The 21,760-nt window shown below is 59.6% G+C and carries 20 protein-coding genes; 16 read left to right on the top strand and 4 right to left on the bottom strand.

The features are described from left to right. The 8 genes from Q390_RS0116595 to Q390_RS0116560 all read left to right on the top strand — a co-directional run. Positions 1 to 2,847, top strand: a 2,847-nt coding sequence (locus Q390_RS0116595) for a DEAD/DEAH box helicase (RefSeq protein ID WP_027997075.1), incomplete at its 5' end; no start/stop codon positions are given. A gap of 264 nt (positions 2,848 to 3,111) precedes the next feature. Further along, positions 3,112 to 3,702 carry a ribosome maturation factor RimP gene (gene rimP, locus Q390_RS0116590; protein WP_027997074.1) on the top strand — a complete coding sequence of 197 codons (591 nt, stop codon included), beginning with the start codon at positions 3,112 to 3,114 and terminating at the stop codon, positions 3,700 to 3,702. A gap of 73 nt (positions 3,703 to 3,775) precedes the next feature. Continuing rightward, on the top strand, positions 3,776 to 5,260 hold the full coding sequence (gene nusA / locus Q390_RS0116585; RefSeq protein ID WP_027997073.1) for a transcription termination factor NusA: 1,485 nt from the start codon (positions 3,776 to 3,778) through the stop codon (positions 5,258 to 5,260). Positions 5,261 to 5,284: 24 nt separating this feature from the next. Then, on the top strand, positions 5,285 to 8,164 hold the full coding sequence (gene infB, locus Q390_RS0116580; protein ID WP_027997072.1) for a translation initiation factor IF-2: 2,880 nt from the start codon (positions 5,285 to 5,287) through the stop codon (positions 8,162 to 8,164). A 3-nt stretch (positions 8,165 to 8,167) separates the two neighbouring features. Then, the gene (gene rbfA, locus Q390_RS0116575; protein WP_027997071.1) at positions 8,168 to 8,539 is read left to right on the top strand and encodes a 30S ribosome-binding factor RbfA; all 372 of its coding nucleotides are present in this window, start codon (positions 8,168 to 8,170) and stop codon (positions 8,537 to 8,539) included. A 3-nt stretch (positions 8,540 to 8,542) separates the two neighbouring features. Further along, on the top strand, positions 8,543 to 9,517 hold the full coding sequence (truB, locus tag Q390_RS0116570) for a tRNA pseudouridine(55) synthase TruB (RefSeq protein WP_027997070.1): 975 nt from the start codon (positions 8,543 to 8,545) through the stop codon (positions 9,515 to 9,517). A 21-nt stretch (positions 9,518 to 9,538) separates the two neighbouring features. Beyond that, positions 9,539 to 11,359: a translational GTPase TypA gene (gene typA / locus Q390_RS0116565; protein ID WP_027997069.1), complete on the top strand. Its 1,821-nt coding sequence runs from the start codon at positions 9,539 to 9,541 to the stop codon at positions 11,357 to 11,359. A 175-nt stretch (positions 11,360 to 11,534) separates the two neighbouring features. Next, positions 11,535 to 12,626, top strand: coding sequence for an enoyl-CoA hydratase/isomerase family protein (locus Q390_RS0116560; protein ID WP_027997068.1), 1,092 nt, complete (start codon positions 11,535 to 11,537; stop codon positions 12,624 to 12,626). Between the two features lie 73 nt (positions 12,627 to 12,699). Here Q390_RS0116560 and Q390_RS18815 read toward each other — a convergent pair whose 3' ends face one another. Beyond that, a complete protein-coding gene (locus Q390_RS18815) occupies positions 12,700 to 13,110 on the bottom strand; it encodes a COG4315 family predicted lipoprotein (RefSeq protein WP_245606949.1) in 411 nt (136 codons plus the stop codon). A gap of 323 nt (positions 13,111 to 13,433) precedes the next feature. Then, on the bottom strand, positions 13,434 to 13,907 hold the full coding sequence (gene smpB, locus Q390_RS0116550) for an SsrA-binding protein SmpB (RefSeq protein WP_027997066.1): 474 nt from the start codon (positions 13,905 to 13,907) through the stop codon (positions 13,434 to 13,436). 131 nt (positions 13,908 to 14,038) lie between these two features. Between smpB and Q390_RS0116545 the strand changes: the two genes are divergently transcribed. Both Q390_RS0116545 and Q390_RS0116540 read left to right on the top strand, forming a co-directional pair. Further along, the gene (locus Q390_RS0116545) at positions 14,039 to 14,479 is read left to right on the top strand and encodes a type II toxin-antitoxin system RatA family toxin (RefSeq protein ID WP_027997065.1); all 441 of its coding nucleotides are present in this window, start codon (positions 14,039 to 14,041) and stop codon (positions 14,477 to 14,479) included. Continuing rightward, on the top strand, positions 14,472 to 14,813 hold the full coding sequence (locus Q390_RS0116540) for an RnfH family protein (protein WP_027997064.1): 342 nt from the start codon (positions 14,472 to 14,474) through the stop codon (positions 14,811 to 14,813). Before Q390_RS0116545 ends, Q390_RS0116540 begins: the two co-directional genes overlap by 8 nt. Positions 14,814 to 14,816: 3 nt before the next feature. On the opposite strand, the gene Q390_RS20690 is transcribed toward Q390_RS0116540, so the two are convergent. Continuing rightward, on the bottom strand, positions 14,817 to 15,335 hold the full coding sequence (locus tag Q390_RS20690; protein WP_027997063.1) for a DUF4124 domain-containing protein: 519 nt from the start codon (positions 15,333 to 15,335) through the stop codon (positions 14,817 to 14,819). 83 nt (positions 15,336 to 15,418) lie between these two features. Here Q390_RS20690 and guaB point away from each other — a divergent pair, with 83 nt between their 5' ends. From guaB to Q390_RS0116515, 5 genes are all read left to right on the top strand, one after another. Next, a complete protein-coding gene (gene guaB, locus Q390_RS0116530; protein WP_027997062.1) occupies positions 15,419 to 16,894 on the top strand; it encodes an IMP dehydrogenase in 1,476 nt (491 codons plus the stop codon). 84 nt (positions 16,895 to 16,978) lie between these two features. Further along, a complete protein-coding gene (gene guaA / locus Q390_RS0116525; RefSeq protein ID WP_027997061.1) occupies positions 16,979 to 18,592 on the top strand; it encodes a glutamine-hydrolyzing GMP synthase in 1,614 nt (537 codons plus the stop codon). 299 nt (positions 18,593 to 18,891) lie between these two features. After that, entirely contained in the window at positions 18,892 to 20,157 is a 1,266-nt protein-coding gene (locus Q390_RS0116520) for a tyrosine-type recombinase/integrase (protein WP_027997060.1), read from the top strand. A 51-nt stretch (positions 20,158 to 20,208) separates the two neighbouring features. After that, positions 20,209 to 20,484 carry a hypothetical protein gene (locus Q390_RS19705; protein ID WP_084153971.1) on the top strand — a complete coding sequence of 92 codons (276 nt, stop codon included), beginning with the start codon at positions 20,209 to 20,211 and terminating at the stop codon, positions 20,482 to 20,484. A 4-nt stretch (positions 20,485 to 20,488) separates the two neighbouring features. Beyond that, positions 20,489 to 21,013 carry a helix-turn-helix transcriptional regulator gene (locus tag Q390_RS0116515; protein ID WP_027997059.1) on the top strand — a complete coding sequence of 175 codons (525 nt, stop codon included), beginning with the start codon at positions 20,489 to 20,491 and terminating at the stop codon, positions 21,011 to 21,013. A gap of 8 nt (positions 21,014 to 21,021) precedes the next feature. Here the strand turns inward: Q390_RS0116515 and Q390_RS19700 are convergent, their stop codons facing one another. Further along, a complete protein-coding gene (locus Q390_RS19700; protein ID WP_245606948.1) occupies positions 21,022 to 21,396 on the bottom strand; it encodes a helix-turn-helix transcriptional regulator in 375 nt (124 codons plus the stop codon). A 125-nt stretch (positions 21,397 to 21,521) separates the two neighbouring features. Between Q390_RS19700 and Q390_RS20205 the strand changes: the two genes are divergently transcribed. Then, a partial coding sequence (locus tag Q390_RS20205; protein ID WP_211250499.1) for a hypothetical protein occupies positions 21,522 to 21,760 on the top strand: 239 nt, incomplete at its 3' end.

The raw sequence follows: 21,760 nt of genomic DNA, 5'->3' as shown, positions 1-21,760 counted from the left end.
AGTTATTACTACAGCAGCATCGACAGCCTGTTGTGCGTACTGCCGCAGGGCAGCGTCGGGCAGCAGGTGTTGCAGCAGGCGGCCAGCACCGGGCGCCTCTTCATCAGCCTGAACGATCAGCTGTCGGATGCGCCGGTGCAGTGGGGCGAGCCGCTGGCGCTAGACTGGACGTGGAAGGAGGCTGCGCCGCCCGGCGCCAAAGCGAAGGGCCAAGAGAAGGGCCAAGAGAAGGGCCAAGAGAAGGGCCAAGAGAAGGGCCAAGAGAAGGGCCAAGAGAAGGGCCAAGAGAAGGGCCAAGAGAAGGATAAGACCGACAGCAGCTGGTCTTTGCGCCCGAAATTGGCCCAAACCAGCGCCAAGCTGTGCTTGAATCATCCGCCTTTGTATCTGGATGCGGCGCGTGCGCTGTGCGGGCCGGTGGAGGCCGGATCGCTCAACTCCGGCCAGTTGCAGGCGCTGCTTCGGGCGCCGACGCTGAACAGTGAGGTCGTGAAAAAATACCAGACCGAGCTGGTGCAACGCCTGGGCTCAGTACCTTTGCCGCCGGTGCTGCAGGACATGCCCCGCATCGCCGGCAAGGCGCCGGTAGCGCGCTTGCATTTGGTGCCCACGCCAGCCCATGAAGTGGCAGAGCATGGCCTGATCACCGCGCAGTTGCGCTTTGACTACCAGGGCTGCGTTGGCTGGTGGCTGACCGAGCCGCTGTCGGTGATGGTGGACAGCCCCGCCGGGCGTGTGCTGCTGCAGCGTGATGGTCAGGCCGAACTGGATGCCATAGACCGTCTGTTTGCCCTGGGGCTGCAGGGGATGAACGGCGGCTATTTTTGCGTTCCTGGTTTGAATCTGCAGCAGCAGTGGTTGCACTGGGCGGACAACGGTTTTGAGGCGCTGCGCAACGCTGACTTTGTACTCACCATCGATGCGGCGCTGGAGGACTGGATCACCTATGCCGAGGCGCTGGATGTGCAATTGCAGCCGGCGGGTGGCGTGACCGTGGACGAGGACGGTGTCATTGAGGCAGAAATTTCACCGTGGTTTGACCTGTCGCTGGGCATCGAGATCCAAGGCCAGCGGCGCAATATCTTGTCGCTGCTGCCGGCTTTGATCGATGCCGCCGCCACGCACCCGCTCGATTCGGCTACGGGGTTGCCGGCACTGCCGCCCTATGTCTATCTGCCCGCACTGGATTGCGGCGGTTTTGTGCGTTTGCCGACCGATGCGCTGCGCCCCTGGATGGCGGCGCTGCTGGAACTGGTGGGCGACCGCACTTACGATTTTAGCGGCGAGCACCTGCGCCTGTCGCGCCTGGATGCACTGCGCACCAGTGCCGCGCTGGGCGAGGGCGTGGAGTGGCAGGGTGCCACCGCGCTGCGTGCCCTAGTGCAGTCGCTGCACGGCGGCGTCTTGCCCGAGGTGCCAGTGCCCGCCAGCGTGCAGGCGCAGTTGCGCCCCTACCAGCAGCAGGGCCTGAATTGGCTGCAGTTCTTGCGCACGCACGGACTGGCAGGTGTGCTGGCCGACGACATGGGCTTGGGCAAGACGCTGCAGACGCTGGCCCATATCCAGGTCGAAAAAGACGCCGGACGCCTGACGCATCCGGCGTTGATCATTGCTCCCGTGAGCCTGATGGGCAATTGGCAGCGTGAGGCGGAGCGCTTTTGTCCGCAACTACGCAGCTTGGTGCTGCACGGCAAAGACCGGCATGCCGTGGCCGATGCCATCACGGAGCATGACTTGGTGATTGCGCCGTATTCGCTGTTGCAGCGCGACCGTGCGCGCTGGCTGGCGGCGCAGTGGCACATCGTGGTGCTCGATGAAGCGCAAAACATCAAGAACGCCCATACCCACGCCGCGCAGGTGGTGGGCCAATTGCAAACCCAACATCGCCTGTGCCTGTCGGGCACCCCGATGGAAAATCACCTGGGCGAGATTTGGAGCCTGTTCCACTTTTTGATGCCGGGCTTTTTGGGCAGCCACAAGCGTTTTACCGAGCTGTTTCGCACCCCCATTGAAAAGCAGGGCCACTCTGAGCGCCTGGCGCAGTTGCGCGCCCGCATCACGCCCTTCATGCTGCGCCGCACCAAGGCGCTGGTGGCGCACGAGCTGCCGCCGAAGATTAAAACCGTGGTGCAGGTGCAGTTGTCGGGCGCGCAGGCCGATTTGTACGAAACCATTCGTTTGGGCATGGAAAAAACCGTGCGCGAGGCGCTGGCCAACAAAGGTTTGGCCAAGTCGCAAATCACGATTCTTGACGCCCTGCTCAAGCTGCGCCAAGTGTGCTGTGACCCGCGCCTGCTGTCGCTGGAGGCCGCCAAAAAGGTCACCGCGTCGGCCAAGCTGGAGCAGCTGATGGAGATGCTGATCGAGATGCTGGCCGAGGGGCGGCGCATATTGCTGTTCTCCCAGTTCACCACCATGCTGACGCTGATCGAGGCCGAGCTGAAACAGCGCCAGCTGCCCTGGGTCAAACTGACCGGGCAAAGCCAAAAGCGCGAGCAGATCATCGAGCGTTTCACCAGCGGGGAGGTGCCGCTGTTCCTGATCAGCCTGAAGGCCGGCGGCGTTGGCTTGAATTTGCCGCAGGCCGACACCGTGATCCACTACGATCCGTGGTGGAATCCGGCGGTGGAGTTGCAAGCCACCGACCGCGCCCACCGCATTGGCCAGACGCAAAGCGTCTGGGTGCTCAAGCTGGTGGCGCAGGGCACGATTGAGGAGCGCATTTTGGCGCTGCAAGAGCGCAAGGCACAATTGGCCGGCGGCCTCTACAGCGAAACGGGGATGGAGAAGGCGCCGCTGTTCACCGAAAGCGATGTCGCGCAATTGCTCGAACCACTCTCTATATAATAGCTGCAGGTGCTTGATGGGTAAGGGTTAGAGGCCTGTTTAAGCTTTATTTCTGGCAGGGATGAGGCGGGGGTGAGAGTGCCTTGCCAAGCCGTTTGGCCTAGAATGCGTCTGTCCAAATGTGGCCGTTAGGGGCTATAATGCAAGTCTCACGACCAAACGGGCGGGTACTAACCGCCCGTTTTTTTTGGCCGTCAGCTTTAGGAGCTCGAAGCCTCTTGGGGGTTATCGAGTTTTTTGTATTTCAAGGAATGAATAGAACACGTGGCATTGCAGCAAATCGTTGAGCAGACCGTAACCGGCTTGGGGTATGACTTGGTGGAGATCGAGCGCTGCCCGGGTGGCTTATTGCGCATCACCATCGATTGGCCTTGGCAGGCGCCTGCCGAGGGGGTAGAGCCGCTGCCTGAAGAATATGTCACCGTGGAGGATTGCGAAAAGGTCACGCGCCAGTTGCAGTTTGCCCTGGAAGTCGATGGCGCTGAATACAAGCGCCTGGAGGTCTCCTCGCCCGGTATCGACAGGCCTTTGCGCCACGAACAGGATTACGTACGTTTTGCCGGATCGGTGATTGATCTGACGCTCAAGGCGCCCATTGGGGTGGCTGGAGTAGGTCAGGTCAGTCCGCTGCGCAAAAAGTTTCGCGGCACGCTCGAGCGTGCCGACGCCGGTGGCTGGCAAATCGTCTGGAGCGATGAGCCGCCCGTCAAGCCTGGTCACAGAGTGAGCAAAAAGCGGGTGCCGGCGCCCTTGCAGGCGTTGGGTTTTACGCTCGATGAATTGCGTGATGCGCGTCTGGCGCCCATCGTTGATTTTAAGGGGCGGGGAGCGAAGTCCGGGTCACTGCCGGATTAAGTTGCTGGATGGTTGTAGTGGGCCAGGGTCGCAAGACCGTTGTCCCTGGTGTACGAAACAGGAGAGTCGTTGCATGAATCGCGAATTATTGATGTTGGTTGAGGCCATTTCGCGCGAAAAGAACGTCGAGCGCGATGTGGTGCTGGGCGCCGTGGAGCTGGCTTTGGCGCAAGCTACCAAAAAGCTGTACCAAGGCGAGGTTGATATTCGCGTTGCGCTTGATCGGGATAGCGGAAATTACGAAACCTTCCGCCGCTGGCTGGTGGTCGAAGACGGCGCTGGTTTGCAAAATCCCGAGGCAGAAGAGCTGCTGATGGATGCACGCGAACGCGTGGCTGACGTCGAGGTGGGTGAGTACATCGAAGAAATCATCGAGTCCGTACCCATCGGCCGCATTGGTGCCATGGCAGCCAAGCAGGTCATCCTGCAAAAAATCCGCGACGCCGAGCGCGAAATGCTGCTGAGCGATTTCATGTCGCGCGGCGAGAAAATCTTCACCGGCACCCTCAAGCGCATGGACAAGGGCGACATGATCGTCGAGTCTGGTCGCGTTGAAGGCCGCCTGCGCCGCAGCGAGATGATCCCCAAAGAGAATCTGCGCAACGGTGACCGGGTTCGCGCCATGATCATGGAAGTCGATTTGACGCTGCGCGGTGCGCCGATCATCCTGTCGCGTTCAGCTCCTGAGTTCATGGTCGAACTGTTTCGCCATGAAGTGCCCGAAATTGAGCAAGGCCTGTTAGAGATCAAAAGCTGCGCCCGCGACCCCGGCAGCCGCGCCAAGATTGCCGTGCTGTCGCACGACCGCCGCGTCGATCCCATCGGTACCTGTGTCGGTGTGCGTGGCACGCGCGTCAATGCCGTGACCAATGAATTGGCCGGCGAGCGCGTGGACATCGTGCTGTGGTCGGAAGACCCGGCGCAGTTTGTCATTGGTGCGCTGGCTCCGGCCAACGTCACTTCCATCGTGGTGGATGAAGAAAAACACGCCATGGATGTGGTCGTGGACGAAGAAAATTTGGCGATTGCCATTGGCCGTGGCGGTCAAAATGTGCGCTTGGCGTCCGATTTGACCGGCTGGAAAATTAACATCCTGGACGCTGCCGAGTCCGCCCAGAAACAGGCCGATGAGACCGATACGGCACGCCGCCTGTTCATGGAAAAGTTGGATGTTGACCAAGAAATTGCCGATATCTTGATTGCCGAGGGCTTTGAAAGCCTGGAAGAAGTGGCTTATGTGCCGCTGCAAGAAATGCTCGACATCGAAAGTTTCGATGAAGACACCGTGAACGAGCTGCGCGCCCGCGCCAAGGACGTGCTGCTGACCATGGAAATTGCGCGTGAAGACAGCGCTAAAGACATTTCGCTCAACCTGCGCGATCTGGACGGCATGACGCCCGAATTGATTGCCAAGCTCGCCGAAGGTGGCGTGCACACGCGTGATGACCTGGCCGATTTGGCCGTTGATGAGCTGACCGATCTGACCGGCCAGTCTGCAGAAGATGCCACGGCCTTGATTCTCAAGGCGCGCGAACACTGGTTCGCCGGGCAAGAGTAACGGTCAGGGAGGAACGAACCATATATGTCCAGTATCACAGTCGCCGAGTTTGCTAACGAGCTCAAAAAAACCCCCGAAGATCTGCTTAATCAGCTGAAATCTGCCGGGGTGGTCAAGGCTGCATCCAGCGATGCCCTGACCGAATCTGACAAGCAAAAATTGCTCGCTCACTTGCAGGCCGGCCATGGCGGAACCACCGCAGATCGTAAAAAGATCACGATGGTGAAAAAATCCACCAGCGAAATCAAGCAGGCCGATGCCAGTGGAAAAGCACGCACCATCCAGGTGGAAGTGCGCAAGAAGCGCACGTTCATCAAGCGCGATGAGAGCGGTGAAACCTCGACTCCAGAGGCTGTTCAGCCGCCTGTAGCCGCTACGCCCGCAGCACCCGTCGCTGCGCCTATTCCTGAAAACCAAGAACTGGTTCGCCGCGAAGAAGCAGCGCGTGGCCAGGCTGATTTGATCCGTCGTCAAGAGGAAGAATTGAGCGAAAAAAGCCAAGCGCGCCAGGCACTCGAACAGCGCGAGCGTGAGGCCGCAGAACGCGCCGCTGCCTACGCCGCCCAAGAAGCCCAGAAAAAGGTCCAGGCCTCTGCGGTCAAGCAGGAGGCTTCGCGCGAATACGCGGCAGAAGCTGCTGCACGCGCCGCAGTGCAGGCGCAAGCCCGTGAAAAAGCCGAGGCTGAGTCTATCGCCCGTGCACAGGAAGAAGCCGTCCGTGCTGTCGATCTGAGCGATCGCCGCCGCAAGGCCGAGGCCGAGGCTGCAGCCATCCGTTCCATGATGTCCACGCCTGCCAAGGTGCTGGTCGCGAAAAAGCCCGAAGAGCCCAAGCCCGTGGCCCGTCCGGCTGCCGCCGATGCCAAGAAGGGCACGCTGCACAAGCCTGTCGTGGCTCCTGGTGCCCGCACTGCCGCTGCCGGCACGCCGGCTGCTGGCGCAGGTAAAGAAGTCAAATCTGCCAAGCTGTCCTCCAGCTGGGCGGGCGATCCAGCCAAGAAAAAGGGCATTCCCACCCGCGGTGACGCCGGTGCAGCCAACCGTCCTACCGCTTGGCGCGGCGGTCCCCGTGGCGGTAGCGGACGACGCGGCAATGACCGCAACGATCGGGGTGATCACCACGCACATGCCGCTCCCGTTGAGGCGCGCACACTGGAAGTTCACGTTCCTGAAACCATCACGGTGTCAGAACTGGCACACAAGATGTCGATCAAGGCGTCTGAAGTCATCAAGGCGTTGATGAAGATGGGCCAGATGGTCACCATGAATCAGCCGCTGGACCAAGACACCGCGATGATCGTGGTCGAAGAAATGGGCCACAAGGCATTTGTCGCTGCGCTGGACGATCCTGAAGCTTTTGCCCAGCACGAGACCCCGCAGCAAGACGTTGAGTCACTGCCGCGCGCTCCCGTGGTCACCGTCATGGGCCACGTCGATCACGGCAAGACTTCGCTGCTGGATTACATCCGTCGCACCAAAGTGGCGACGGGCGAAGCCGGGGGCATTACCCAGCACATTGGTGCCTACCACGTGGAAACGCCGCGCGGCATGGTGTCCTTCCTCGATACCCCCGGTCACGAAGCCTTCACGGCCATGCGTGCCCGTGGTGCGCAGGCGACCGACATCGTCATCTTGGTGGTGGCGGCCGACGACGGCGTGATGCCCCAGACCAAGGAAGCCATCAAGCACGCCAAGGCGGCCGGTGTTCCTATCGTTGTGGCCATCACCAAGTCGGACAAACCCGATGCCAACCCCGAGCGCGTCAAGCAAGAGCTGGTGGTTGAAGAGGTGGTGCCAGAAGAGTACGGCGGCGATGCCGCTTTCATCCAGGTCTCATCCAAAACCGGCCTGGGCATCGACGCGCTGCTGGAGCAAGTGCTGTTGCAAGCCGAAGTGATGGAGCTCAAAGCGCCGGTCGATACCTTGGCCAAGGGCCTCGTCATCGAAGCGCGTTTGGACAAGGGCCGCGGCCCGGTGGCTACGGTGCTGGTGCAAGCCGGTACCTTGAAGGTCGGCGACATCGTGCTGGCTGGCCAGACCTTTGGCCGCGTGCGTGCCATGCTGGACGAAAACGGCAAGACCGCTAAAACTGCGGGCCCATCGATTCCGGTCGAAATCCAAGGCCTGACAGAAGTACCGCAAGCCGGTGACGATTTCATGGTGATGGCCGACGAGCGCCGTGCGCGCGAAATCGCTACCTACCGTGCGGGCAAATTTCGCAACACCAAGCTGGCTCGCCAGCAGGCAGTCAAGATGGAGAACGTGTTCTCCGACATCAATGCCGGCGAAGTCAAAATGTTGCCGATCATCGTCAAAGCCGACATGCAGGGTTCGCAAGAAGCGCTGTCGCAGTCGCTGCTCAAGCTCTCGACCGACGAGGTCAAGGTGCAGCTGGTGTATGCCGGTGTGGGTGGTATCAGCGAGTCGGACATCAACTTGGCGATTGCTTCCAAGGCCTTGGTGATTGGCTTTAACGTACGCGCTGACGCCGGTGCGCGCAAGCTAGCCGATAACAACGACATCAGCCTGAACTACTACAGCATCATTTACGACGCGGTAGACGAGTTGAAAGTCGCCATGTCCGGTATGTTGGCTCCAGAGCAGCGCGAAGAAATCATCGGTACCGCCGAGATTCGCACCGTGTTTGTGGCGACCAAAATCGGCACCATTGCCGGTAGCTACATCACCTCAGGCTCGGTACACCGCAATGCCAAGTTCCGCTTGCTGCGCGAAAACATCGTCATTTACACCGGCGAAGTTGATTCCCTCAAGCGCCTCAAGGATGACGTGCGCGAAGTCAAGGAAGGCTTCGAGTGCGGTATCAAGCTGAAGAACTACAACGACATCAAAGAAAACGACCAGTTGGAATTCTTCGACATCAAGGAAATTGCGCGGACTCTGTAAGCCATGGCAGCCAAAAAGTCCTCCACGCCCAACCGCGCCTTCAAGGTGGCCGACCAGATCCAGCGCGATCTGTCGGAGCTGATCGCGCGCGAGTTGAAAGACCCGCGCGTCGGTCTGGTGACCTTGCAAGGTGTCGAGGTCACGCCCGACTATGCCCACGCCAAGGTGTTCTTCAGTTTGCTGACGGGTGACCCGCAGCAAACGCAAGAAGGCCTAAACCAGGCCGCTGGTTTTTTGCGCAGCGGCCTGTTCAAGCGCCTGCACATCCACACTGTACCGACGCTGCACTTTGTCTACGACCGCACCTCTGAAAAGGCGGCCGACATGAACGCCTTGATTGCCAAGGCGGTTTCTTCCCGCGCCCAAGACGACTAGACCATGAACGCGCCACGCACGAGGGTGCAGCGGCGCCCTGTGCATGGGGTGTTGTTGCTCGACAAACCGCTGGGGTTTTCCAGTAACGACGCTTTGCAAAAGGCGAAATGGCTGCTGCGCGCCGAAAAAGCTGGCCACACCGGCACGCTCGATCCGCTGGCGACCGGCGTGCTGCCGCTGTGCTTTGGCGCCGCAACCAAGTTCAGCCAGTTGCAGCTGGATGCGCCAAAAACCTACGAAGCCATCGTCCAGCTGGGCATCACCACCACCACCGGCGATGCCGAGGGCGAGGTGTTGGCGCAGTGCGATGTCATGCCAGACATGCTCACACCCGAGCGCTTGGCGCAGGTGCAGGCGCAGTTCACCGGGCCGATTCGCCAGGTGCCGCCGATGTACAGCGCGCTGAAAAAAGACGGCAAAGCCCTGTACGAATATGCACGTGCCGGCATCGAAGTCGAGCGCGCGGCGCGTGACATCGAGATTTATGCATTAAATATGGCTCTAACGCTTGATGGGCAAGCGGTTACAGCTATCAAAATAGTAGTTACATGCAGCAAAGGTACCTATATCCGTACGCTCGGCGAAGACATCGGAGCGGCACTCGGTTGTGGCGCCCACCTGACTTTTTTGCGCCGCATTGACACCGGTGGCCTCGGCATTGAGCGCTGCGTCACTTTGGCGCAGCTCGAAGCCATGGACGAGGCCCAGCGCTTGGCCTGTCTGCTGCCGCCCGAGGCGCTGCTGGTCGATCACCTCAAAATCACACTAGACAGCGAAGACGCAGCGCGTTTTCTGTCTGGTGTGCGCCGGCGCGGTGCGTGGCCTGACACCCCAGCTGTCGCCGTGTTTGGCGCCGATCCCGCAGCACTCTTGGGCGTGGGCCACACGGTCGCCGGGGAATTGATCCCCGACCGCCTTCTCAGCCCCATCGAAATTGAACAAATCCTGCAAAGTACGCCGAGCACCTTTTCCCTCTAAAGCCGGCATTTTGGAAAAACTATGAGCAAACAAATCCGCAATATCGCCATCATCGCCCACGTTGACCACGGCAAAACCACCATGGTCGATCAGCTGCTGCGCCAGTCCGGCACCTTCGCGACCCACGAAAAAATGGTTGATACCGTGATGGACAACAACGCCATCGAGCGCGAGCGCGGCATCACCATCCTGGCCAAAAACTGCGCCGTGAGCTGGGAAGGTACACACATCAACATTCTCGACACGCCCGGTCACGCCGACTTTGGCGGTGAAGTCGAACGCGCGCTGTCGATGGTCGATGGCGTGGTGCTGTTGATCGATGCGCAAGAAGGCCCCATGCCACAAACGCGTTTCGTTACCAAGAAGGCGCTGGCCCTGGGTCTGAAGCCGATTCTGGTGGTCAACAAGGTGGACAAGCCCGGTGCGCGCCCTGACTACGTGGTCAACGCCGCATTCGACCTGTTCGACAAACTCGGCGCGACCGATGAGCAGCTGGACTTTCCCGTGGTCTATGCCTCGGGTATCAATGGCTGGAGCTCGCTCGAAGAAGGCGCCCATGGCGAGCAGTGGGGCCCCGACATGTCGGCCCTGTTCAACACCATCCTGAACCACGTTCCCGTGGTCAAGGGCGATGCTGAAGCGCCGCTGCAGTTGCAGATCTCTGCGCTGGATTACTCGACCTTTGTCGGCCGCATCGGTATTGGCCGTATCACGGCGGGCACGGTGCGTCCCAACATGGATGTGCTGGTCATGGAAGGCCCGGACGGCAAGTCCTACAAAGGCCGTATCAACCAGGTGCTGCAGTTCCAGGGTATTGACCGCGTGCAGGTGCAAGAAGCCGGCCCGAGCGACATCGTGCTGATCAACGGTATTGCCGAGCTGGGCATGGGTGTGACGGTGACCGATCCGCTCAAACCCGCACCGCTGCCGATGCTGAAGATCGACGAGCCGACGCTGACCATGAACTTCTGCGTCAACAACAGCCCCCTGGCAGGCCGCGAAGGCAAGTACGTCACCAGCCGCCAGATCTGGGATCGTCTGCAGCGCGAACTGCGCAGCAACGTGGCCCTGCGCGTCAGCGAAACCGATGAAGACGGCATTTTTGAAGTCATGGGCCGGGGTGAACTGCATCTGACCATCTTGCTGGAAGAAATGCGCCGCGAAGGCTACGAGCTGGCCGTGTCCAAGCCGCGCGTGGTGTACCGTGAAATCAACGGTGAAAAGTGCGAGCCTATCGAACTGGTGACCGCCGACATCGAAGAAATTCACCAGGGTGGCGTCATGCAGGCGCTGGGCGAGCGCAAGGGTGAACTGGTGAACATGGAGTCCGACGGCCGTGGTCGCGTGCGCTTGGAGTACCGCATTCCAGCCCGTGGCCTGATTGGTTTTACCAATGAGTTCTTGAACCTGACGCGCGGCACCGGCCTGATCTCGAATATCTTTGACAGCTACGAACCGCACAAGGGCGACATCGCCAGCCGCAAGAACGGCGTGCTGATCTCCATGGACGATGGTGAAATCTTCACCTACGCCCTGGGCAAGCTGGATGACCGTGGCCGCATGTTCGTCAAGGCCAATGATCCGGTGTACGAAGGCATGATCATTGGTATCCACAGCCGTGACAACGATCTGGTGGTGAATGCCACCCGTACCAAGCAGCTGACCAACTTCCGCGTTTCCGGCAAGGAAGACGCGATCAAGGTCACGCCGCCGATTGACGTGTCGCTGGAATACGGCGTGGAATTCATCGAGGACGACGAGCTGGTCGAGATCACACCCAAGTCGATTCGCCTGCGCAAGCGTTACCTGACCGAAAGCGAGCGCAAGCGCGCCGGTCGTTGATTTTTATCCGGCATTGATGCCGGCATAAACCAAAAAAGCCACTGCAAAAACAGTGGCTTTTTTGTTGGTGAGTGGCTGTGCTAGCGCCGCGTGTCAGCTCAGTGGCGCAATCGGTGCGGCCGCGTATCGCACAATGGTCGCTTTTTGTCACCAATGGAACTAGGAAGGAAGAAAAATGACCGAGACCGTATCTGAGATATTGAGCGAAGTGCGCGGTCAGGTGGGCTTTATCACGCTGAACCGGCCGCGAGCGCTGAACGCGCTGTCGCTGGGCATGGTGCGTGAGTTGATGGCCATCTTGCTGGCCTGGCAGAACGATGACCGAGTGCTAGCAGTGGCCGTGCGCGGCAGCAATAAGGAAGGCCCGTTTGGTGCCTTCTGCGCTGGCGGCGATATCCGCTTCTTGCACCAAGCGGGCACCGTGGGCAATCCACAGCTGGAAGACTTCTTCACCGAAGAATATGTGCTCAACCACTTGATCCATAACTACCCCAAGCCCTATATCGCTTTCATGGACGGTATCGTCATGGGGGGGGGCATGGGCATCAGCCAGGGCGCGGCGCTGCGTGTCGTCACCGATCGCACCAAGATGGCCATGCCGGAAACGGCGATTGGCCTGTTCCCGGACGTGGGTGGCGGCTACTTTTTGTCGCGTTGCCCCGGCCATGTAGGTGAGTGGCTGGCGCTGACGGGCGAGACGATTGGCGCTGAACAGGCCATTGCCTGCGGTCTGGCCGATCAACGCATCGCGCTGGAGCAGCAAGAGCCGCTGTGGCAACTGCTGGGCAGCGAATCGTTTGCCGATGGCGCTGCAGTGAAAGATTTTGTCATATCAAAATTAATAGCTAATAGCGCAGATACCGTAAAGGCTAGAGCACAAATAGACCAATATTTTGCTTTAGACAGTGTGGCTGCCATCGTGGCTGCGCTGGAGGCTGCTGACAGCGATTGGGCACGTGCTGCTGCGGCGACGCTGCGCAAGCGCTCGCCGCTGATGCAGCATGTGGTGCTGGAGCAAATCCGCCGTGCCCGCAGCATGGGCTTAGCCGATGATTTGCGCATGGAGCGCGACTTGGTGCGCCATTGCTTTTATCTGCGCCCCGGTCAGAGCGAAACCCTCGAAGGCATCCGTGCCCTGGCGGTGGACAAAGACCAGACACCCCAGTGGCTGCCAGCGCGCATTGAAGACGTCACACCGGCGATGGTGGCGCCGTTCTTCGTCAGTCCGTGGCCCGCGCAGGCACATCCGCTGGCACAGCTGCAATAAACCATCTGCGCTCAAATAAAAAAAGCGGTGTTGGACACCGCTTTTTTATGTGTGCTGGCCTATTGGCACGTCATCAGGGTGTGATGACTTTCCACGCGCCGCTCATGGCGCCGTCACCGACCTTGTCGCCAGGTTGCGCATCCCTGGCAAAGTAGTACATCGGCTGGCCCTTGAAGGCCCACTGGCGGGTGCCATCGGTGCGGGTAATGATGCTGTAGTCGCCAGTGGCTTGGGCCGTGGGAGCAGCAGTCAGGGGGGGCCAGTTCTGGGCGCACTGGTCGTAGCAGGCCGAAGTGCCAGCATTACTGCTGTCCCTGGCAAAGGTGTAGACCGTGTGGCCGTTGGGACCGATCAGGCGACCATCGGAGGCGCGCGTGGGCATATCGCGGGCTTGGTGCTGCATACTACTTTTGGCTTGAGAATTGTCGCCTTGCATGGCGTTGTTCCGTTGCGTGTTGCCCATGCTGCCATCGGAGGAGCGCATAGGCATCGCGTTGGCATGATCCTGCATGCTACTTTTAGCTTGAGAATTGTCGCCTTGCATGGCATTGTTCCGTTGGGATTCAGGCGCGGAACAGCCAGCCATCAGGGCAGATGTCATCAGCACAGTTGCAAGAATTTTCATGGCGCTCTCCTTCGTTAAAGAACGGTCAGTGTAGGAGTCGCATCGCTGCTGTGATGTCAGAGAAAAGGCCGACTTGGCGCACGGTGTCTATGCCACACGCCTGTCTTACCCATGCTACCTGCAGATGTGCTGCACCATGCAAGCCATGCAAGCCATGCAAGCCATGCAAGCCATGCAAGCGGTTACCGGTTGTGGCTTTTCATGGCGCGCTCGACTTCGCGCTTGCCTTCGCGGTCTTTGATAGTGTTGCGCTTGTCGTGCTCGGCTTTGCCCTTGGCCAGCGCCACTTCGCATTTGACGAGCCCCTCTTTCCAGTGCAGGTTCAAGGGCACCAGGGTGTAGCCTTTTTGCTCGATCTTGATGATCAGGTGTTTGATCTGCTCCTTGTGCAGCAGCAGCTTTTTAGTGCGCACCGAGTCCGGGTTGACGTGGGTGGAGGCAGTTTTGAGCGGGTTGATTTGGCAGCCGATCAAAAACAGCTCGCCATTGCGGATCACCACGTAGCCATCGGTCAGCTGCACCTTGCCCTCGCGCAGTGCCTTGACTTCCCAGCCTTGCAGCACGATACCGGCCTCGTGGCGTTCTTCAAAAAAATAGTTGTATGCCGCTTTTTTATTGTCGGCAATGCGGGAGGAGGTTTGGGGTTTCTTGGCCATCAGGAATAGGGCGGGCCAGGAGGGAGATAAAAGGCCTCCCTACAATTGCAGGCTTCGCGCATCTGCGATTCTAGTTACTCCGGCTGTGTGGGCGGGCTTTACCTGCCGCCATGCATGGCCCAGCGCCCCACATGAAAACTGTTAGCAAGTCCGTATTGATCTGGTATAGCCCCGAGGAGATGTTTTCTCTGGTCGTGGAGGTGGAGAAATATCCGCAGTTTTTACCTTGGTGCGACCGCTCGCGTGTCATCGAACAAGACCAAGCCGGTATGTTGGCCGAGATCGGCATTGCCCTGAGTGGCCTGCGCCAGACTTTTGTTACGCGCAACATGCATGAGGCCGGTCGGCGAGTACAGATGCGCTTGGTCAAGGGACCGTTTTCGCGGCTCGATGGCGACTGGCATTTTCATCCGGTGGGCGACGGTAGTCAGCGCGCCTGTCGTGTCGAATTGGTGCTCAATTACGGCTTTTCCAGCAAAACGCTGGCCGCTTTGGTCGGCCCGGTGTTTGACCGCATTGCCGGCAGCTTGGTGGATGCCTTTGTCAAACGCGCCGAGCAGGTGTATGGCTGAGGCAGAGGTATCGGCTGCAGGCGCTGGCCTGCGCATCACGCTGGCTGTGTCGCTGGTGCCGGGCGAGGTGCGCGAACGGACACTGCACCTGCCAGCAGGCATCCGGGTGGCGGATGTGCTGGCAGATCATGTGGCAGTGGGCGCTACGCTGTATGGCATCTGGGGCCGCGTGGTAGCGCCTGAGCAGCTTTTACGCGATGGTGATCGTCTGGAGATGTACCGCCCTCTGACCGTCGATCCCAAAGTAGCCCGGCGCGAGCGTTTTGCGCGCCAAGGTGCGCGGACCACCGGCCTGTTTGCCCGCCAGCGTCCCGGGGGCAAGCAAGGCTATTGACGCTCAGCGTTTGCAGTCCGAGTCGATGATGGATTGGATGCGGCGTACTTCGGCTGCGCGCTCGTTGGCATCCAGTACCACCGAGTTGCCTTCGGCATTGGTCTGACGGATAGGGCGGTTGGAGTCGAAAGTAGTCTTTGCGCGTTGTGCGCGAGTGCAGTTGTCGGCGCGCGCTGCGGCGTTTTTGGCATCCTGCGCCTTTTGTTGCGCTGCCTCGGCGGCTTCGGCTTTGGCTTTTTTTTCTTCCAGTTCCTTGTCGGTGCCACTGGCCGGCGCAATTTTGGGTGTCGCCGCACTTGCGGGGCCGGCAGGCGCTGCTTGTGGATCTGCCACCGGAGGCGTTCCCTTGCTGGTGGGGGTGCTGTGGGGCTGTTTCAGGATATGGGAAAGAGGTATCTCGATCGGGGGCGGGCGGTCGCTGAAAACCTTGCGCCCGTCCTTGTCTGTCCATTGCCATTGTGAAAAGGCGCCTGCCGACCAGGTATACGCAAGGGCAAGCAGGAAAATTTTATGCATTTTCATGTGCGCCAGTGTAGCGGCGCGCCATGGCGCAAAGTCAAAGTGGCGGCACATGGCGGGTACAATCGTTTTTTTGGAGCTTTCACATGCGCCTTCTCGGAAAAGCGCTGACCTTCGACGATGTGTTGTTGGTACCAGCGTACTCCCAGGTCCTACCCAAGGACACTTCTCTTGCTACGCGCTTCTCGCGCAATATCTCGCTTAACCTGCCTTTAGTGTCCGCTGCCATGGACACTGTCACAGAGGCGCGCTTGGCCATCGCCATTGCGCAAGAGGGCGGGATAGGCATCATCCACAAAAACCTCTCGGCCCAAGAGCAGGCGGCGGAAGTCGCCAAGGTCAAGCGCCACGAGTCTGGTGTCGTCAACGACCCGGTCGTCATCACGCCCCAGCACACGGTGCTGCAAGTACTGGAGCTGTCTGAGAACCTCGGTATCTCGGGCTTTCCGGTGTGCGACGGTGGCAAAGTCATCGGCATTGTCACCAGCCGCGACTTGCGCTTTGAGACCCGCTACGACGTCAAGGTCAGCCAGATCATGACGCCGCGCGAAAAGCTCATTACCGTCAACGAAAAAGACGGCACCACCCCCGAAGAAGCCAAAGCGCTGCTGAACAAGCACAAGCTAGAGCGCATCTTGGTGGTGAACGACGCTTTTGAGCTCAAAGGTCTGATCACCGTCAAAGACATTAACAAGCAAACCACCTTCCCCAATGCCGCACGCGACGCTTCAGGTCGTCTGCGCGTCGGCGCGGCAGTTGGTGTCGGTGCTGGCACCGAAGAGCGTGTTGAATTGCTGGTCAAAGCCGGCGTCGATGCCATCGTGGTCGATACCGCCCACGGCCACAGCCACGGTGTGATCGAGCGCGTGCGCTGGGTCAAGCAAAACTACCCGCAAATCGACGTCGTTGGCGGCAACATTGCCACCGGTGCCGCCGCACTGGCGCTGGTTGAAGCCGGCGCTGATGCGGTCAAGGTCGGCATTGGCCCCGGCTCCATTTGCACCACGCGCATCGTCGCCGGTGTCGGTGTGCCGCAAATCATGGCGATTGACAGCGTCGCCACCGCCTTGCAAGGCACCGGCGTGCCGTTGATTGCCGACGGCGGCATCCGCTTTAGCGGCGACATTGCCAAGGCATTGGCGGCGGGCGCATCGACCATCATGATGGGCGGTATGTTTGCCGGCACTGAAGAAGCCCCGGGCGAAGTCATCCTGTACCAAGGCCGCAGCTACAAAAGCTACCGTGGCATGGGCTCGATTGGCGCGATGCAGCAAGGCAGTGCCGACCGCTACTTTCAAGAAGCCACCACCGGTAACCCCAACGCTGACAAACTGGTACCCGAAGGCATTGAAGGCCGCGTGCCCTACAAAGGCTCGATGGTTTCCATCGTCTTCCAAATGGCCGGCGGCGTGCGCGCGGCGATGGGCTACTGCGGCTGTTCCACCATCCAAGAGATGAACCAGAAGGCTGAATTCGTCGAAATCACGACCGCCGGCATCCGCGAAAGCCACGTCCACGACGTGCAAATCACCAAAGAAGCGCCCAACTACCGCGCCGACTGATTTTTCTTTGTAACTCTCCATAGGCCCGAACCGACGCAGCGCGGCATTCGGGCCTTTGTTTTTGTTTTCCCCTTTGTTCTCGCCATGCAACACTCCAAAATCCTGATTCTCGACTTCGGCTCCCAGGTCACGCAACTGATTGCGCGGCGCGTGCGCGAGGCCCATGTCTACTGCGAAGTCCATCCCTGCGACGTGACCGACGAATGGGTGCGCGCCTACGCCGCCGACGGCACGCTCAAGGGCGTCATCCTCTCTGGCAGCCACGCCAGCGTATACGACACCGCCACTGACAAAGCACCGCAAGCCGTATTCGAGTTGGGTGTGCCAGTGCTAGGCATTTGCTACGGTATGCAAACCATGGCACACCAGTTGGGCGGTAAGGTGGAAAGCGGCCACCAACGCGAATTTGGCGCAGCGGCAGTGCGTGCGCATGGCCACACAGCACTGCTGAAAGATATTGCCGACTTCACTACCGTGCAAGGCCACGGCATGTTGAACGTATGGATGAGCCACGGCGATAAAGTCACTGATCTGCCACCCGGCTTCAAGCTGATGGCCAGCACCGACAGCTGCCCGATTGCCGGCATGGCCGACGAAAACCGGCATTTTTATGCCGTGCAATTCCACCCCGAAGTCACGCATACCCAACAAGGTCAAGCAATTTTGGACCGCTTTGTCTTGGGCATCTGTGGCGCACAGGCCGACTGGGTGATGCGCGACCACATCGCCGAAGCCGTCGAGCTGATTCGCCAGCAAGTGGGCGACGAAGAAGTTATTTTGGGTCTGTCAGGTGGCGTTGATTCGTCGGTTGCCGCCGCGCTGATCCACCGCGCCCTTGGCGACCAACTGACTTGCGTGTTTGTTGACCATGGCCTGCTGCGCTTGAACGAAGGCGACATGGTGATGGAGATGTTCGTCGGCAAGCTGCAAGCGAAGGTAATTCGCGTCGATGCCAGCGAATTGTTCTTGGGCAAGCTGGCCGGTGTGACCGACCCCGAAGCCAAACGCAAAATCATCGGTGGCGAATTTGTCACCGTCTTCAAACAAGAAGCTGCCAAGCTCACCAGCGCCGGCGCCAAGGGCGCCAAATGGCTGGCGCAAGGCACGATTTACCCCGATGTAATCGAATCCGGCGGCTCCGGTGCCAAGAAAGCCGTCACCATCAAAAGCCACCACAACGTTGGTGGCCTGCCTGAGCAATTGGGCTTGAAGCTGTTGGAACCGCTGCGCGACCTGTTCAAAGACGAAGTGCGCGAACTCGGCGTAGCGCTGGGCCTGCCAGCAGCGATGGTTTACCGCCACCCCTTCCCCGGCCCCGGTTTAGGCGTGCGCATTTTGGGTGAAGTCAAAAAAGAATACGCCGACCTGCTGCGCCGCGCCGACGCCATTTTTATCGAAGAGCTGCACAACTTCAAAGACGCTGCCAGCGGCAAAAGCTGGTACGAGCTGACCAGCCAAGCCTTCACCGTGTTTTTGCCGGTGAAAAGCGTGGGAGTGATGGGCGATGGCCGCACCTACGAATACGTCGTAGCACTGCGCGCCGTGCAAACCAGCGACTTCATGACTGCGGACTGGGCCGAGCTGCCATATGCGCTGCTGAAAAAAGTTTCAGGCCGGATCATCAACGAAGTGCGCGGTATCAACCGCGTGACCTATGACGTTAGTAGCAAACCGCCAGCGACGATTGAGTGGGAGTGAAATCGGGTCCTTCGGGGACTATCGCCAGCTATCGAATAGTCGCTGTAAGTTGTTGATTTAAAATGACTTATGCCGCGAAGGCTATCGGTGGCTATCGCCGGCCAGCGGAATGGTTTGGCGGTAAAGCTGACGGTAAAAACTGAGCCCGGATTCAGACCCGCTTGTTTACTATCCAGACTTTTTCGGTCTGGACGGTAAAAAGCCCGATGAAAAGCTAGATTTCATGCGGGTTCCAAGGCATCTTCAGGTCTCCTGACCCCTGACGGTAAAAACCGTCATAACCAGGGAGTAGAACCTCGATGCTTACTGACACCGCACTGCGCAACCTCAAGCCTAAAGCCGCGCCGTACAAGGCTTCTGACCGTGATGGCATGTACGTGACGGTATCGACGGCGGGCACTATCGCTTTCCGTTACGACTACCGTCTCAACGGCCGCCGGGAAACGCTCACGCTGGGCCGGTACGGCCCAGCCGGCATTTCGCTCGCCTTGGCGCGGGAAAAGCTGCTGGACGCCAAACGGGCCGTCGCCCGGGGCGAGTCCCCGGCCCACGAAAAACAGCGGGAGAAGCGACGCCTGACCGCAGCCAAGACCTTTGGCGACATGACCGGTCGCTGGCTGGCAGACGCCCGTATGGCCGACAGCACCCGTGCGATGCGCAAGAGCATCGTTGACCGCGACATCCTGCCGGCACTCAAGAACCGTCTGCTCACAGAAATCAGCGCCGACGACCTGCGCGCCTTGTGCAACAAGGTGAAGGCCCGCGGGGCACCCGCGACCGCCGTCCATGTCCGCGATATCGTGAAGCAGGTCTTTGCCTTTGCCATCCTGCACGGGGAGAAGGTGGACAACCCAGCCGACGGTGTGGGCGCGGCTTCGATCGCGACCTTCGTGCCGAAGGATCGTTCTCTGTCCCCGATGGAAATTCGCCTGATGTGCCGGCAGATGGAGTCGGTGGCCACGTACCCGACCATCCGGCTGGCGCTGCGCATGATCCTGCTGACGCTGGTTCGCAAGAGCGAATTGATCGAAGCGACTTGGGCAGAGGTCGATTTCGAGAGCGCGACCTGGACAATCCTGAAACAGCGGATGAAAGGCCGCAACCCGCATGTTGTCTATCTGTCTCGCCAAGCGATGGATATCTTCGTGGCGCTGCACACCTGCGCTGCGGGGTCGAAGTACGTCCTGCCGTCTCGCTACGACTCGGACCGCTGCATGTCGAAGGCGACGCTTAACCGGGTCACACAGATCGTGTCGGAGCGGGCGAGCGCGGCTGGCCTGCCGCTGGAGCCGTTCACGGTGCACGACCTTCGCCGTACCGGTTCGACGCTGTTGAACGAGATCGGCTTCAACGGTGACTGGATCGAAAAGTGCCTGGCGCATGAGGATGGCCGCTCGTCACGCTCGGTCTACAACAAGGCCGAATACGCCGAGCAGCGGCGCCATATGTTGCAGGAGTGGGCCAACCTCATTGATGCGTGGGTCGATGGCCAGACCTATGTGCCGAAGCTGATGCCGGAAAACGTGGCGATTCCGGTGTTGAGCGCGGCGGTTTCAAATGGATGATGGGTTGTCACTTGACAACCCATCGAGACATCCCCATACTGGAGACTACTGATGACCCGTCCCTCTCACACAAAGAAAGAGGTAGAGGACGCGCTCAAGCACGTCGAAAGGCAGGGTTGGCGCATCGAAGTCGGTGGCAGCCATGCCTGGGGGCGGATTTATTGTCCGTACAACGATGAGGAATGCCGCTGTGGCGAATTCTGTATCACCAGCATATGGAGTACGCCGAAGAACCCTGGTAACCACGCACGCGCCTTGCGGCGCGTCGTGGACAACTGCACCACGCATCGCAAGGCACATGAGGCTGGCGATAGCACTGAGGAGTAGCACGATGGAATACACCTTCACCCTGAAATACCAGCTCGTAGACGATGACCGTGACGTGGATGCGCTGGTGGAGAGCCTGGGCGAGGCGGGCTGCGACGATGCCCTGATCGGCATCGGGCAGCCGGGGCGGCTGGCGCTGGAGTTCATCCGCGAGGCGGACAACGCGGATGCGGCTGTGCGCAGCGCGCTGGCCGACGTGAAGCGCGCCATCCCATCCGCACGCCTGGTCGAAGCGACCCCAGATTTTGTCGGCCTCACCGACGTGGCAGAAATCGTCGGTGTGTCGCGCCAGAACATGCGCAAGTTGATGCTCGCCCATCCCGGCAGCTTTCCCGCCGCTGTGCACGAAGGCAGTGCCTCGATCTGGCATCTGGCCGAAGTGCTCACCTGGTTGGAAGAGAAGGGCGGTTACGCCCTTGAGCGGAAGATGCTGGAAACCGCACGGGCAGCGCTGGAGGTCAATCTGGCCAAGGAAGTCCGCCGGTTGCCTATGGCGGCGGCGAAGGAACTGCAACTATTGGTCGCCTGACCGCGTCACTACAGATTGCCTGCATTGCGCACGGGCCGGCTCCTGCGCTGCCTGACATCAGGTCCAGCCGATTTGGCGATATCACCAGAACGAGAGGCCTGCTTGCGGGCTTCTATCCATGCATCGATCTCATCCAAGTCCCATACGACGCAGCGTGGGGTGAGATTAAATCGACGTGGAAATTCGCCGCGCTGCTCCATTTCGTAGATCGTCGTTTCGGCCAGAGGAACAATCTGGTGGAGTTCCGGACGCCGGATAGTCCGGCGGAAAGGCAGGGGGAATCTGGCTGGAAATTGCGGCAGGTTCTCGTAATCATCCGTGCCAGGATGCGGTGAACGCGCCATCGAAGAATTCGGCACACGATCGTCAGCGGAGTGTTGCATATGACCGTCCATTGATGGTTCCCAATAGCTGTCTGTCCATAGGGAGTCATGATGGCTATCGAGAGCAATCGGAACAACTCACTGGGGCGAAGCGGGGAGGGCGTCAGCCAATCCACGTCTCGAAAATGGCTGGAAACAGCGCAACAGAAAGATCAAGCTCTGGTCGCCAATATTTTGGCAGCGGACTGCATGACAAGCAGGTCTCGGCCAATGGTCTTAGGCAGATGGCCGCTTTCGGAAAACTTATCTTGCCAGACAGATATTTAGCATCTGTGTCGGCCGGAATGGGTTTCTTGGTTTGCAAGGCCTTGTCTCAAGCAGCGTTCTTCACTCCAGGAGGTGAATATTTGAATATCATATATTT

The organism is Simplicispira psychrophila DSM 11588 (assembly GCF_000688255.1).
Classification (GTDB): Bacteria; Pseudomonadota; Gammaproteobacteria; order Burkholderiales; family Burkholderiaceae_C; genus Simplicispira; species Simplicispira psychrophila.
The sequence above is the reverse complement of the archived record's forward strand: the minus strand, read 5'-3'. Positions and strand labels throughout refer to the sequence as shown.